The 12,454-nt window shown below is 58.9% G+C and carries 16 protein-coding genes; 6 read left to right on the top strand and 10 right to left on the bottom strand.

Going from position 1 to position 12,454, the window contains the following annotated elements:
• Positions 1-72: 72 nt before the first annotated feature.
• Positions 73-225 (bottom strand): hypothetical protein, encoded by a 153-nt coding sequence (locus tag ADH66_RS19805; RefSeq protein ID WP_157767183.1) that lies wholly within the window; start codon positions 223-225, stop codon positions 73-75.
• On the opposite strand from ADH66_RS19805, the gene ADH66_RS01755 reads away from it, so the two are divergent.
• A complete protein-coding gene (locus ADH66_RS01755) occupies positions 215-739 on the top strand; it encodes a GNAT family N-acetyltransferase (RefSeq protein ID WP_066536477.1) in 525 nt (174 codons plus the stop codon). The genes ADH66_RS19805 and ADH66_RS01755 overlap by 11 nt on opposite strands.
• Positions 740-975: 236 nt before the next feature.
• Here ADH66_RS01755 and ADH66_RS01750 read toward each other — a convergent pair whose 3' ends face one another.
• The 9 genes from ADH66_RS01750 to ADH66_RS01710 all read right to left on the bottom strand — a co-directional run bounded on the left by ADH66_RS01750 (position 976) and on the right by ADH66_RS01710 (position 7,838).
• Positions 976-1,377 carry an RrF2 family transcriptional regulator gene (locus tag ADH66_RS01750; protein WP_236757276.1) on the bottom strand — a complete coding sequence of 134 codons (402 nt, stop codon included), beginning with the start codon at positions 1,375-1,377 and terminating at the stop codon, positions 976-978.
• A gap of 86 nt (positions 1,378-1,463) precedes the next feature.
• Entirely contained in the window at positions 1,464-2,132 is a 669-nt protein-coding gene (locus tag ADH66_RS01745; RefSeq protein WP_066536482.1) for a PepSY domain-containing protein, read from the bottom strand.
• Between the two features lie 32 nt (positions 2,133-2,164).
• A complete protein-coding gene (gene rpoD, locus ADH66_RS01740) occupies positions 2,165-3,247 on the bottom strand; it encodes an RNA polymerase sigma factor RpoD (protein WP_066536485.1) in 1,083 nt (360 codons plus the stop codon).
• Between the two features lie 28 nt (positions 3,248-3,275).
• Positions 3,276-5,045, bottom strand: a complete 1,770-nt coding sequence (dnaG, locus tag ADH66_RS01735) for a DNA primase (protein ID WP_066536488.1) — start codon at positions 5,043-5,045, stop codon at positions 3,276-3,278.
• A gap of 38 nt (positions 5,046-5,083) precedes the next feature.
• Positions 5,084-6,082 (bottom strand): deoxyguanosinetriphosphate triphosphohydrolase, encoded by a 999-nt coding sequence (locus ADH66_RS01730; RefSeq protein WP_066536491.1) that lies wholly within the window; start codon positions 6,080-6,082, stop codon positions 5,084-5,086.
• 89 nt (positions 6,083-6,171) lie between these two features.
• Positions 6,172-6,795: an IMPACT family protein gene (locus tag ADH66_RS01725; protein WP_066536495.1), complete on the bottom strand. Its 624-nt coding sequence runs from the start codon at positions 6,793-6,795 to the stop codon at positions 6,172-6,174.
• A gap of 57 nt (positions 6,796-6,852) precedes the next feature.
• Positions 6,853-7,149 carry a DUF2087 domain-containing protein gene (locus ADH66_RS01720; protein WP_066536504.1) on the bottom strand — a complete coding sequence of 99 codons (297 nt, stop codon included), beginning with the start codon at positions 7,147-7,149 and terminating at the stop codon, positions 6,853-6,855.
• Between the two features lie 27 nt (positions 7,150-7,176).
• Positions 7,177-7,377 (bottom strand): 50S ribosomal protein L31, encoded by a 201-nt coding sequence (rpmE, locus tag ADH66_RS01715; RefSeq protein WP_066536507.1) that lies wholly within the window; start codon positions 7,375-7,377, stop codon positions 7,177-7,179.
• Positions 7,378-7,457: 80 nt separating this feature from the next.
• Complete coding sequence (locus ADH66_RS01710) at positions 7,458-7,838, bottom strand: DUF1622 domain-containing protein (protein ID WP_066536510.1); 381 nt, start codon at positions 7,836-7,838, stop codon at positions 7,458-7,460.
• A gap of 222 nt (positions 7,839-8,060) precedes the next feature.
• On the opposite strand from ADH66_RS01710, the gene ADH66_RS01705 reads away from it, so the two are divergent.
• The 5 genes from ADH66_RS01705 to atpG are packed head-to-tail and all read left to right on the top strand — an operon-like array spanning position 8,061 to position 12,452.
• Positions 8,061-8,861: a F0F1 ATP synthase subunit A gene (locus tag ADH66_RS01705; protein WP_066536513.1), complete on the top strand. Its 801-nt coding sequence runs from the start codon at positions 8,061-8,063 to the stop codon at positions 8,859-8,861.
• A 52-nt stretch (positions 8,862-8,913) separates the two neighbouring features.
• Complete coding sequence (locus tag ADH66_RS21940) at positions 8,914-9,288, top strand: ATP synthase F0 subunit C (RefSeq protein WP_088364354.1); 375 nt, start codon at positions 8,914-8,916, stop codon at positions 9,286-9,288.
• Positions 9,289-9,302: 14 nt separating this feature from the next.
• Positions 9,303-9,794: an ATP synthase F0 subunit B gene (locus tag ADH66_RS01695; protein ID WP_066536519.1), complete on the top strand. Its 492-nt coding sequence runs from the start codon at positions 9,303-9,305 to the stop codon at positions 9,792-9,794.
• Entirely contained in the window at positions 9,781-11,535 is a 1,755-nt protein-coding gene (gene atpA / locus ADH66_RS01690; protein WP_066536528.1) for a F0F1 ATP synthase subunit alpha, read from the top strand. The genes ADH66_RS01695 and atpA overlap by 14 nt, the downstream gene beginning before the upstream one ends.
• 2 nt (positions 11,536-11,537) lie before the next feature.
• On the top strand, positions 11,538-12,452 hold the full coding sequence (atpG, locus tag ADH66_RS01685; RefSeq protein WP_066536530.1) for an ATP synthase F1 subunit gamma: 915 nt from the start codon (positions 11,538-11,540) through the stop codon (positions 12,450-12,452).
• Positions 12,453-12,454: the final 2 nt, after the last annotated feature.

Genomic DNA, 12,454 nt, shown 5'->3' with positions numbered 1-12,454 from the left:
TTTTTCTGCGTTATCCTCTTGACACCCGCCTTCTCCTTGTGCTATACTGGTTTCAAGTACAAGAGGACATTTTTACCGATGATGATACAGTATATTATTGTAAACCTCATCTTCCCAGTTGTCAAGCCCTCCTGTGGATTTTTTGCAGCTTTTTTTCATTTTTTCCCTTTCTGTGATGCCGGAAGGGTATTTTTTATGCGAAAGGAGCATTATTATGGCCCTCATAGTCCGGCCTGCCCGTGAAACGGATCTCCCCGCCATAGGGGAACTTTACGGCACTGTCTGTGACGCCCTTCAGGGCAAGGCCTATAATCCCGGCTGGGCCCGGGACGGCTTCCCCACTCTTGACTGCGCCCGGGAATACCTGCGCGAGGGTGCCCTGCTTATCGCCATGGAGGGCAGCGAGCCTGTCGGCTCCGTGGGCCTTACCAGGGAGCCCAGCGCCGAAGACGGCTTTGAAAACGCCCCGGACTTCGATGATAAGGTCTGGTACCTCCACGTTCTGGCCGTCCACCCCGCCCATCAGCGCCGGGGTATAAGCTCACTGCTCCTGTCCGCCGCCGAGGACTATTCCCGGGCCCAGGGCGCAAATACCACGCGCCTGTACGTTTGGGAGGGCAATGCCCCTGCCCTCCGCGCTTATGAAAAATCCGGCTACTCCTGCGTGAAGCGGAACGTTGACATCGGTCTTGCCGGGTTCGGATTACCGCGCTTCTTTCTCTACGAAAAACCGCTTTAGATAAAATAGCGAGCCGCTCGCCGGGGTTTCCCCCAGACGGGCGGCTTTAATTTATTTAACCCAGCTCATACCCAAGCCCCTTCAAAAACCTCCGGTCCCCGGCATATTCAAGCGCAAGCTCCCGGTCGTTGTCAAGGAATCTCTCATAGAGCTCCGGCGGCCAAGTTCACAGAGTGAACTTAAAGGGGGCTTTGCCCCTAAGAACCCCACCGCCTTTGAAAGGGTAGACGAAATTTTTAATCTTTCCGCTCTCCGCATTCGCATATCACATCAAAGGTGTACGCCTCCAGCTCCTTGCGCACCGTCTCGCTGACCCTCTCATATATATTGTGCAGCTTGCAGTGCTCCCGCCCGCAGCTGTACTCCTCCTTCTGGCAGCGGCTGAGCATATAGGGCCCCTCCACGCTCTCTATCACCTGCAAAAGGGTTATCTCCCCCGCCGGACGCGCCAGGCTGTACCCGCCCTTTGCCCCCTTAAAGGAGCAGACCATTCCCGCACCCACCAGACCTCTGAGTATTTTAAGGCAGAACCGCAGGGGTATCTGCATCTTCTCCGAGATGGTCTTCGCGTCCCAGCGCCCCGGGTTCCGGGTCAGATATTCAACTATCCTCACGGCGTAATCCGCCTCTAATGTCATTACCACTTTCTCACCACTTATTTTTCCTCTCCGTCGCCCTTCGCGTTCATGTCCGGCCGATGCTTTTGCCCTTTATTGCCCCGCCTTTAATTGTCCCAGGGCTCCTGCTCCCATTCCAGGAACTCCCCGCTCTGTGCGTCTATCTTAAACTCATACTCCATGCCATCATAAACCAGCTTGCCCTCGAACACCTCTCGTCCGTCGTCGTTGTCCCGGCCGAACTCCCATATATCCTCCATGGCCGCCCCCGGCACCCTGTCAAGGGCCAGATCCTTTGCCTCCCGTCCGGTAAGCCCAGTGTGGCCGGAGTCGTGGCCGCCGCCCTTGCCGTGGCCGGAGCTCTCGCTCTTATAGCCTATGACCTCGCCGGTATACGCGTCTATCTCGTATTCATATTCGTCGTAAGTATCCGTGTAGAATTCCAGCTCATACACCTGCCGTCCTCCCTCAAAATCCAGCTTGACCTTTGTGAAGGTCACGCCTCCGCCGTCCAGCTCCGCGTGGGCCAAGGCCTTCTCCTTGGCCTGCTCCTCTGTGAGCATTATCTGGGAGCTGCCGCCGCTCTCCGGCGCGGGCACAGGTGTACTCTTGCTCTCATGCGTATGCCCGCCCTCCGATTCAGATTCAGGTGCAGGCGTGCTCTCCGCCACAGCGGGCGCGGGCGTGGCCCCAGGCTCCGCCTGAGGAGGCTCCCCGCTGCACCCCGCAAGTGTCAGCATAAGCGCCGCCATAACAAGAGAAACAGCTTTCTTCATGATATCTACCCTCTTTACTAAATAGTCATAACTCAGTCCAAAAAGTCCTTCAGCTTCTTGCTCCGGCTGGGGTGCCTAAGCTTTCTAAGGGCCTTGGCCTCTATCTGCCTTATGCGCTCCCTGGTGACGTTGAACTCCTTGCCCACCTCTTCGAGGGTCCTGGAGCGTCCGTCCTCCAGCCCGAACCGCAGCCGTAGCACCTTCTCCTCCCTGGGGGTCAGAGAGTCCAGCACGTTGCCCAAGGTTTCCTTCAAAAGGGTCAGGCTGGCCGCGTCCTGGGGGGCCGGCGCGTCCGAGTCCTCAATGAAGTCCCCCAGATGGCTGTCCTCCTCCTCGCCGATGGGGGTCTCCATGGACACCGGCTCCTGGGCCACGCGCATTATCTCCCGCACCTTGTCCACCGGCATCTCCAGCTCCTCGGCTATCTCGTCGGCGCTGGGCTCCCGGCCGTTCACGTGCAGCAGGGAGTTATTTGCCTTCTTCACCTTATTGATGGTCTCCACCATGTGCACAGGAATACGTATAGTCCTGGCCTGGTCGGCTATGGCCCGGGTGATGGCCTGGCGTATCCACCAGGTGGCGTAGGTGGAGAACTTGAAGCCCTTTGTATAGTCGAACTTCTCCACGGCCTTGATAAGCCCCAGGTTCCCCTCCTGTATCAGATCCAGAAACTGCATCCCCCGCCCCAGGTATCTTTTCGCTATGCTCACCACCAGGCGCAGGTTGGCCTCACTAAGACGCTTCTTGGCGGCCTCGTCGCCGTTTGTGATGCGCACGGCGAGGTCCACCTCCTCCTCCGGGGTCAGAAGGGGCACCCTGCCTATCTCCTTGAGATACACCTTCACCGGGTCGTCAATGGTGATACCCTCGCTGCCGTCCAGCTCCACCTCCCCGGCCTTAACCAGGTCGTTCTCGTCCAGCTGCATCTCGTCGAAATCCTCGACGATCTCCACCCCCTGGCTCTCCAGGGTGTCGTAGAATTTCTCTATCTGCTCCGGGTCGAAATCCAGCTCGCCCAGGGCGTCCAGGATCTCCTTGGTGCTCAGCTGTCCCTTCGCCTTGCCGATCTCCACCAGGTCTCTAATCACGGTCTTCTTATCCGGCTGTGCGCTCATTCCAATGCCCTTCCTTTCTTTTCCCCGATCACGCTTTTTTCTTCCTCAAATTTTCAAAGTATTTATTTATGTCCTCCGTGCTGGCCGTCCTGCTCCACTCCTCGGTGCCCTCCCGCCCGGCCTCCTCCTCCAGGGCCCTGAGGTATTCCTTAACGTCCCGCTCGTTTGGGGGCGCGTCCTGGGCCGCGGCCAGTATCCCGCTGAGGCACCCGGCCTCCTCCCCGGTCAGCGTCTCCCCAAGGCTCGATAAGGTTACCGTATCTTGTATCATTCTGCCCAATATGGCAGTATATACTCTGCGGTACTCGGGAGTGATAAACTTTTCAGGCGGACAGTGCTTCAAAAAGACCTCCGCCCTGTCCTGGTGCCTGAAAAGGTAGGCGATAATGCCCCTCTGGGCCACCTGCGCTCTTATTCTGCCCTCCTGGCGGCGGTCCTTCCCCGGGGCCGGGGCCAGCTTCACGCTCATCTGCCCCCGCTCCAGCTCCCTGTCCTCCCGGCGCCGCTCCTGTTTGGAGAGCCGCTCCACGGTTTCCAGGACCCGGTCCTTGTCCACACCGGCCTCCTGGGCCACTCTCCCCGCATAGACCTCCTGCTCCATGGGGTTCCGGAGCTTCGCTATCACCGTCCGGGTGGCCTCGCTCAGGTACCTTACCCGGCCCTCGTCGGTGTCAAGGTCGAACTGGTCCCTAAGCTTTTGCAGTCTATACTCCACGTCCGTGCCGCCCTTTTCCAGCAGCTGCCTGAACCTTATGGGCCCGTCCTTGCCATAATTTTTCATAAACTCGTCCGGGTCCTTGCCCCCGGGCACGGTTATCACCTTGACCCGAAGGCCCGCCGCTTTCAGTATGGGTATCGCCCGCTGGGTAGCCCGCTGCCCCGCGTCGTCCGAGTCGTAGCATATTACCACCTCATCGGCGTAGCGCTTCATTATCCTGGCCTGCTCCTCCGTCAGGGACGTGCCCAGGGAGGCTATTGCGTTTGTGAACCCCGCCCTGTGCAGAGCTATCACGTCCATATACCCCTCGGCCAGGATAAGCTGCCGGCTTTCGGAGTTCTTCGCCAGGTTCATGGCGAAAAGCCCGCTGCTCTTGTGGTACACCGGCGTGTCGGAGGTATTTATGTACTTGGGCTTCTCGTCGGTAAGTATGCGCCCGCCAAAGGCCGTCACGTTCCCCCTAAGGTCAAATATGGGGAACATCACCCGGCCCCTGTACCTGTCGTACAAATTGCCCTTCTTCGAGGTCCTTACCATGTCCGACTGGAGAAGCTCCTCCTTTGTGTACCCCAGCTTCCTGAGATGGTTCACAAGCCCGAACCCGCTCTCCGGCGCGTACCCCAGCCCAAAGTGCTTAATGGTCCCCGGGTCCAGCCCCCGGCCCTTAAAGTAGCTGAGCCCCGGCTCCCCCTCGGGGGAAATAAGGGTCTTATAGAAGAACCGCCCGGACTCCCGGTTAATCTCAAGTATGCGCATACGAAGCTTTGACATACTGTCGTCCGCGCCCTCCTCGGGCATGGACATACCTGCCCGCTGGGCAAGCCACTTCACCGCCTCCAGAAAGTCCAGCCGCTCTATGTCCATCACGAAGTTTATCACCCCGCCGCCCTTGCCGCAGCCGAAGCAGTAGAAGGAGTTGTTCCCCGGATAGACGTTGAAGGAGGGCGTCTTTTCGCTGTGGAAGGGGCAGAGCCCCACCAGGTTCTTCCCCGCCCGGCGCAGGCGCACGTAGCTCTCGGCTATCTCCTCTATGCGGCTGCGGTCCTCAAGCTCCCGCAGAAATTCCGGCGGAAACGCCATATCTCCCTCCCCCTTTCCTCAGGTTATGCCAGACTCAGCTAGTTATGGCTCCAGGCCTTGGGTATGAACAGGTCGCTGTAGGTGTTCACCGCGTACAAATCGCTCATGCCCGCCACATAGTCCATGGCGGCTGTCTCCCGGCCGTCCTCCTCGGCTATCCTCTGCATATACTCCGGCAGGCACGCCGGGTCGCAGAAGTGCTTATAAAGTCTCTCTATAACATGGGGCACCTTCTTCTCCTCGCTCTTGGCGTACTCGTTTCTGTACACCGCCTGGTACATGAACTCATGCAGCGCGTCATAGGCCTCAAAGTCGTCAGGGTCCATGGCTATGACCCCCTCATGGCTGTTCTCCACCACAGAGCATATCAGCGAGGTTATCCGCTCCTTCTTGCTGCCCCCAATCCGCTCCGTAATACCCCGGGGAATGTCCTCCTCCCCCATCACTCCGGCCCGGACAGCGTCGTCTATGTCATGGTTTATGTACGCTATCCTGTCCGCCACGCGCACTATCCTTCCCTCGGCGGTATAGGGCTCCTTGCCCTCTGTGTGGCAGACTATGCCGTTTCGCACCTCCCAGGAGAGGTTCAGCCCCTCCCCCTCCTTCTCGAGCCTGTCCACCACCCGAAGGCTCTGCCTGTAGTGCTTGAAGCGCCCGCCGGAGATCTCGCTCAAGGCCCGCTCCCCGGCGTGGCCGAAGGGGGTGTGCCCCAGGTCGTGGGCAAGGGCTATGGCCTCGGTCAGGTCCTCGTTGAGCCGCAGGGCCCTGGCGATGGTCCTCGCTATCTGGGAAACCTCTAAGGTATGAGTCAGCCGGGTCCGGTAGTGGTCGCCCCTTGGGGACAGAAAAACCTGGGTCTTGGTCTTAAGCCTTCTGAAGGACTTGCAGTGTATCACCCGGTCCCTGTCCCGCTGGAATATGGTCCTGAGGGGGCAGTCCTCCTCCGGCCGCGCCCTCCCCCGGGAGCTGCCGGCCTTTGCCGCCCACGGTGAAAGTATTTCCTGTTCTATCTGCTCTGTCTGCTCCCGGACGGTCATAGCCATGCCCCCCTTAATATTTCTCAATTACATAATACGCTTTTTTGAAGAAAAATACTTTTCCCCCGAAAAAATTTTTCAAAAACCTATTATATAGCCAGAGGATAAAACTCCTCCCCCCTCCTCTCAATAACCGCCCGTCCCGAGGTGGCGTCCGCCAGCCGACGGGCAAGGCCCTCCAAACGCTCCGGCTCCAGGTGCAGGTAAAGGGTGACAGAGTCGGTGAAGGCCGTGTCGTCCACTATACCCCCACACTCGGGCACTATGGCCTGCACCCGCCCATAGCTGTCATAGGAGCAGGCAATGCTCAGCTTTAAACACCGCTTCATGCGCACCCGCTGTGCCGCCGCCAGCGCAATAGTCGCCGTGTGGGAATAGGCCCTTATAAGCCCGCCGCCCCCCAGCAGTATGCCGCCGAAGTACCGGGTAGCCACCACCACCGCGTCCGTGACCCCGGATTTTTTCATGGCCTCTATAACGGGAATGCCCGCCGTACCCTGGGGCTCGCCGTCGTCGGAGAAGCGCTGGATATTCCCCTCCCTAAGTATATACGCGTACACGTTGTGGGACGCGTCCCAGTATTTTGTCTTGAGCCCGGAGATAAACTCCAAGGCCTCCTCCTCGGTGCTCGCCGGCCTGCACGAGCCGATAAACCGGGACTTCTTCTCAACAAACTGGTCCGCACCCTCTGCCCGCACCGTGATGTATTCCACGCTCTCCCCCTCTTTCCACTGCAAAAAGACGGCGCTTTTACACGCCGTCCCCTCGTCTCATAATTCCTGCCCGTCCCCGCCAAGGCTTCTTCGGAAGTCCTCCTTCAGCCTGTAGCTTCGTCCATACGGGTCCCGGTCCAGAAAGCGCCTGTCGTAAAGCTCCCGCCGCAGGGTGGCCGGGTCCTTGAAGGTGTGCCACTCCAAAAGAAGCTCGTTCACCTCCCGCTCGGTGTACTCCCTGTCCGGCGAAAACTTCTTCGCCAGATACGTAAGCGCCTCCATCTGCAGGGGACGCTTTGACGGAAATTTTACCAGCCGGCCCTCTGGGTCCAGAAAATTGTTAAGCGACTTCATAAGCTTTGCTTACTTTAAAAGCCGGGCTTATTTAAGCCCATAGCGCTTCTTGAACATATCCACGCGCCCGCTGGTGTCCACCAGCTTCTGCTTGCCCGTGAAGAACGGATGGCACTTGGAACATATTTCGACCTTGATATTCTTCTTGGTGGAGCGGGTGTGTATTACATTGCCGCAGGCGCAGGTGATGGTGGTCTCCTGATAGTCGGGATGTATATTCTCTTTCATCGCAGTATTCACCTCTTTATAGTCAATTCTTCGCTTATTGTAGCACGTTACTCTATAAATTGCAAGGGAAATTTTTGGGCCTAGGTCTCTTTTTCCGAAAGGCCTTTTCCCTCCTCCCCCTCCTTTGTCTCCTGCTTCGTCCTCTCCTCTATCCGTATCTCCCAGTGGATAAGGAACGTCAGCGCTGCCCTAACGGCGATTATCGCCGCCACCAGCGCCACCTCCGAGAGCTCCCTGACCACAACCGTGCGCAGGATCTCGCTGCCCAGCTTGAACTCAAGCCCCAGCGCCATCCCCTGGGCCAGCTGTAAGCGCACCGAGGGGTCCTTGCGTACATATTGCGCGAGCCCCTTCACTCCCGCCACTACTATTATCACCACGCCGATGAACTCAAAGCAGTGTATGGCAACGCCCACAATGCCGTCCAAAAGCTCCGCGAAGCCCGCTGTAAACGCCTCCAAAAACGACCCTTCTTTCCGTTTAAACCACCTATTTTTAATATGCAGATATTACCACACCCGCCGCCCCTTGTCAAGCTGACCAATATCTCCATGAAATTGGCGCAAAATATTCTACCTTTTTTGTGCCCTCTCGGGGGCTCTGGCGGTTGACTTTTTTTCCGCTCGTGATAAAATTATTGTGTACGGTTTTTTAGTCTTGAATTTTGAGAAAGGAAGTGCGCGATGAAACAACACAAAAAGGGCCTGGTAATATGGGTCCTGGTGGTTTTGGCGCTGCTAACAGCGTCCATTCTGGCCGGGACACACAGCCGGGCGGAAAGCGTGCAGGAGGCCATGCGCGACGCGGTGCTCCACGGCGAGAACCGCATAGCGTTCCTGGGCGGCAAAACCGTGAGCCCGGCGCTCATCTCGGCTGTCACGGTAACGGGGCTGCTGCTTATTATCGCCCTGCTCATAAGGGTCTTCGCCGTGCCGAGGTTCAAGCTCCAGCCGGGCAAGCTACAGCTGGCGCTGGAGGAGGCAGTGGGCCTGTTCCACAACATGGCAAAGTCCAACAGCCCGCACATGAACGGCTTTCTGGGGGTGTATCTGTTCACCGCCGGGCTGTATGTGTCCGTGGGCACCCTGTTTGAGCTTCTGGGACTTCAGGTCATCACCACGGGCGGCAGCCCCATCACCCTGCCCGCGCCCCTGTCGGACGTGAACGCGGCTATAGGCCTTGGCACAATGTCCTACCTGGTGATACTCTCCGGGGGTATAGCCGGGAACGGATTAAAGGGCGTGGGCAAGACTCTTAAAGAGTTCTCCCTGCCCATCTCCATGAGCTTCAGGCTCTTCGGGGCACTCCTCAGCGGCCTTCTGGTGACGGAGCTTGTGTACTACTACGTGAATCTCAGTTTCGTGCTGCCGGTGATAGTGGGGGTGCTCTTCACCCTTCTGCACGCCATCATACAGACCTACGTGCTCACCATGCTCACTGCGCTGTACTACGGCGAGGTCTCCGAGAAGCCCCATAAAGAGTGATTTTTGGTCCAAAAGCGTTTATCTTAAAGTATTTTTTCTGGAGGAAATCAAAATGAACAAACTGCTTCGCAACAAGAAAAACATATGCCGCGCCCTGCTGGCGCTGGCGGTCGTCATGCTGTTCACCGTCATGTTCGCCCTGCCCGCCATGGCCGAGGAGGGCGAAGCCGCCCCCGCGGCCGCCGAGGCCGCCGCCGACAACACCCTGGGCATGAAGGCCCTTGCCGCCGGTCTTGCCGTGGGCATAGCCGCCGCCGGCGGCGCTATCGCCATGGGCCTTGCCACCGCAAAGTCCGCCGAAGGCATCGCCCGCCAGCCCGAGGCCGAGGGCAAGATCCGCACCACCCTTATGCTGGGCCTGGTGTTCATCGAGACCGCCATCATATACGCCCTTCTGGTGGTCATACTTATCATCTTCGTACTCTAAGGCAGGTGTGAAATATGCCGCTGAACATAGACTGGCAGCAGATACTGCTGCACTGGATGAACCTGGCTATTCTGGCCGGGGGGCTCTACTTCCTGCTGTATAAGCCGGTGGTGGGCTTTATGCAAAAGCGCGAACAGCACTATAAGGATATGGAAAACAAGGCCCAGGCGGAGCTTCAGAAGGCCCAGGAGGCCAAGGCCCAGTATGAGGCGAAGCTGGACGCCGCCGAGGAGGAGATAAGGGACGCAAGGCAGAAGTCCCAGGCGGCGGTACAGAAGTCTGCCGAGGAACAGCTGGCCCTTGCCCAGGCCCAGGCCAGGGAGATCGTTGTGGATGCCCACGCCCAGGCCAAGGAGGCCAGGGAGAAGGCTCTGCGGGACTCTCAGCGGGAGCTCAAGCGCCTTGCCTCCGAAGCCGCCGAGAAGCTGGCCTTCCACAAGGACGACGATCCCTTCGACAGCTTTTTGAACCTTGCGGAGGGAGGAACCAAGCATGAGGGCCGATAGGAGCCATCTCTCCGCGCTGCTGAGAAGCGCCAAGGAGCCCACAGGGGAGCAGCTTGCCCGCTTTGAGGCCTATCTCCGGGAGCACTATAAGCGCGAAGTGCCCGTGTCTTGGGAGATGGACCCGGAGGTGCCGGTGGGCTTCAGGATGCAGGTGGGCTCGGACGTGTACGACTGGACCCCCCAGGGCACCTTCCGGCAGTTTCGCGACCATCTGCTGAATGTGCGCGAGGGCGAGAACGACATACTGCCCCTGATGCAGGAGGCCGTTGACAACTGGCGGCCCAGCGCCGAACCCGAGGAGATGGGCGAGGTGCTTGCCGTTGACAGCGAGGTGGCCACCATCAGCGGGCTGGCCCACGCCCGGTACGGGGAGATACTCACCTTCCCCTCCGGAGTGAAGGGCATGATACAGGACCTGAGAAAAGACGACCTCTCCTGCGTGCTGTTCGCCGACAGCGGCGAGGTGGCCGCCGGGGACATGGTCCGCCGCACCCATAAGACCGCCGGTATGCCGGTGGGCGACGGCTTTCTGGGCCGGGTCATCGACGCCCTTGGGGTGCCCATCGACGGCAAGGGGCATATTGACCCCGACGGCTACAGGCCCATAGAGAACCCCGCCCCGGGTATCCTGGACCGTCAGCCGGTGAACACCCCCATGGAGACAGGGCTTTTGTGCATCGACTCCATGTTCCCCATAGGCCGGGGCCAGCGGGAGCTGATAATCGGCGACCGTCAGACCGGCAAGACCGCCATCGCCCTTGACACCATCATAAACCAAAAGGGCAAGGACGTGGTGTGCATATACGTGGCCATCGGCCAGAAGACCAGCAGCGTTGCCCAGCTTACGGAGAACCTTCTGCGCCGGGGGGCTTTGAGCTACACCACCGTTATCAGCGCCCCCGCCGGGGCCAGCGCGGCTTTGCAGTACATCGCGCCCTACGCCGGCTGTGCTCTGGCCGAATACTTCATGTACTCGGGCCGGGACGTGCTGATAGTGTACGACGACCTTAGTAAGCACGCCATAGCCTATAGGGCCCTGAGCCTGCTCCTGGGCCGCTCCCCAGGCCGCGAGGCCTTTCCCGGGGACGTGTTCTACCTGCACTCGAGACTATTGGAGCGCTCGGCCCATCTCTCCGACGAGCTGGGCGGGGGCAGCATGACCGCCCTTCCCATTGTCGAGACCCAGGCCGGGGACGTGTCAGCCTATATCCCCACAAACATCATCTCCATCACCGATGGCCAGATATTCTTAGAGAGCGACCTGTTCTTTGCCGGCCAGCGCCCCGCCGTAAACGTGGGCCTCTCCGTGTCACGTGTGGGCGGCGACGCCCAGACCAAGGCCATGAAGACGGCGGCGGGCACCCTCCGGCTGGACCTGGCCCAGTACCGGGAGATGGAGGTCTTTACCCAGTTTTCCAGCGACCTGGACGAGACCACCAAGCGCCAGCTCACCTACGGCCAGGGGCTTATGCGCCTTCTGCGCCAGCCACAGTACGCCCCCTTCTCCCACCACAGGCAGGTGGTGATACTCACCGCCGCCATGGCCCATATTATGCAGGACATACCGCTGGACAAAATTGATAAGTTCAGAGAGGGTCTTGTGGGCTTCCTTGAGGAGGAGGCCGCCGACCTCTGCCGCCGGGTGGACATGACCGGGAAACTGTCAGAGGAGGATAAGGAGGAGCTTGTGGACCTTGGCAGAAAATTCCTCTCCGAATATCTTGGAAAGGCCGGTGACTGAGTATGCCCGGCACCAGGGAGATAAAGACCCATATGCAGAGCGTGCAGGAGACCAAAAAGATCACCAGCGCCATGTACCTTATCGCCTCCACAAAGCTTCGAAAAGCCCGGGCGGAGCTGGAAAACACCCGGCCCTACTTCAACGCCCTGCAGGGGGAGATAAAGCGGATATTCAGAAACGTCAGGAATGTGGAGAGCCACTACTTCTATCCCGACCAGGGACTCCCCGCCCTTGAGGGGACCTACGGCTGCCTTGTGATAACGGCGGACAAGGGCCTTGCGGGGGCGTATAACCAGAACGCCATAAAGGAAGCCATGAAGATACTGGAGCAGCACCCCGACACCAAGCTCTTTGTGGTGGGCGAGTACGGCCGAAGGTACTTCGACGGGCACAATATACCCATAGAGCACAGCTTTTTATACACCGCCCAGAACCCCACCATGATGCGGGCAAGGGAAATAAGCGCCCTCTTGCTGGACGGCTTCAACAGGGGAGAGCTCCAGAAGATATTCGTAGTCTACACGGACATGGAGAACAGTATGAGCTTTAGGGCCCGGTCCACCAGGCTCCTGCCCTTTCACAGGACTTACTTTGTGGATACTATGGAGCACGAGAAAACCGTAACAGAGCCCTTCGAGTTCCTGCCTGACGCGAAGGCTGTGCTGCATAACATCATGCGAAGCTATATATCGGGCTTCATATACGCGGCGCTCATAGACAGCTTCTGCTGCGAGCAAAACGCTCGTATGACAGCCATGGACAACGCCAACCGCAACGCCGAGGAGCTTATGGGTCAGTTGTCCTTACAGTACAACCGGGTGCGCCAGTCGGCCATCACCCAGGAGATAACCGAGGTCTCGGCGGGGGCCAAGGCACAGCGCAGGCGCTCAGAGCGCATACCAAAGGAAGGAGAGTGATT

Source organism: Acutalibacter muris (assembly GCF_002201475.1).
Lineage (GTDB): Bacteria > Bacillota > Clostridia > Oscillospirales > Acutalibacteraceae > Acutalibacter > Acutalibacter muris.
Note: the sequence above shows the minus strand (reverse complement) of the source record. Positions and strands in the feature narration are given on the sequence as shown.

Excerpts from the sequence above, each read along its gene's own strand:
- ADH66_RS01755 (WP_066536477.1), top strand. The coding sequence starts at position 215 with ATGGCCCTCATAGTCCGGCCTGCCCGTGAAACGGATCTCCCCGCCATA.
- ADH66_RS19805 (WP_157767183.1), bottom strand. The coding sequence starts at position 225 with ATGAGGGCCATAATAATGCTCCTTTCGCATAAAAAATACCCTTCCGGC.
- ADH66_RS01750 (WP_236757276.1), bottom strand. The coding sequence starts at position 1,377 with ATGACATTAGAGGCGGATTACGCCGTGAGGATAGTTGAATATCTGACC.
- ADH66_RS01745 (WP_066536482.1), bottom strand. The coding sequence starts at position 2,132 with ATGAAGAAAGCTGTTTCTCTTGTTATGGCGGCGCTTATGCTGACACTT.
- rpoD (WP_066536485.1), bottom strand. The coding sequence starts at position 3,247 with ATGAGCGCACAGCCGGATAAGAAGACCGTGATTAGAGACCTGGTGGAG.
- dnaG (WP_066536488.1), bottom strand. The coding sequence starts at position 5,045 with ATGGCGTTTCCGCCGGAATTTCTGCGGGAGCTTGAGGACCGCAGCCGC.
- ADH66_RS01730 (WP_066536491.1), bottom strand. The coding sequence starts at position 6,082 with ATGACCGTCCGGGAGCAGACAGAGCAGATAGAACAGGAAATACTTTCA.
- ADH66_RS01720 (WP_066536504.1), bottom strand. The coding sequence starts at position 7,149 with ATGAAGTCGCTTAACAATTTTCTGGACCCAGAGGGCCGGCTGGTAAAA.
- rpmE (WP_066536507.1), bottom strand. The coding sequence starts at position 7,377 with ATGAAAGAGAATATACATCCCGACTATCAGGAGACCACCATCACCTGC.
- ADH66_RS01705 (WP_066536513.1), top strand. The coding sequence starts at position 8,061 with ATGAAACAACACAAAAAGGGCCTGGTAATATGGGTCCTGGTGGTTTTG.
- ADH66_RS21940 (WP_088364354.1), top strand. The coding sequence starts at position 8,914 with ATGAACAAACTGCTTCGCAACAAGAAAAACATATGCCGCGCCCTGCTG.
- ADH66_RS01695 (WP_066536519.1), top strand. The coding sequence starts at position 9,303 with ATGCCGCTGAACATAGACTGGCAGCAGATACTGCTGCACTGGATGAAC.
- atpA (WP_066536528.1), top strand. The coding sequence starts at position 9,781 with ATGAGGGCCGATAGGAGCCATCTCTCCGCGCTGCTGAGAAGCGCCAAG.
- atpG (WP_066536530.1), top strand. The coding sequence starts at position 11,538 with ATGCCCGGCACCAGGGAGATAAAGACCCATATGCAGAGCGTGCAGGAG.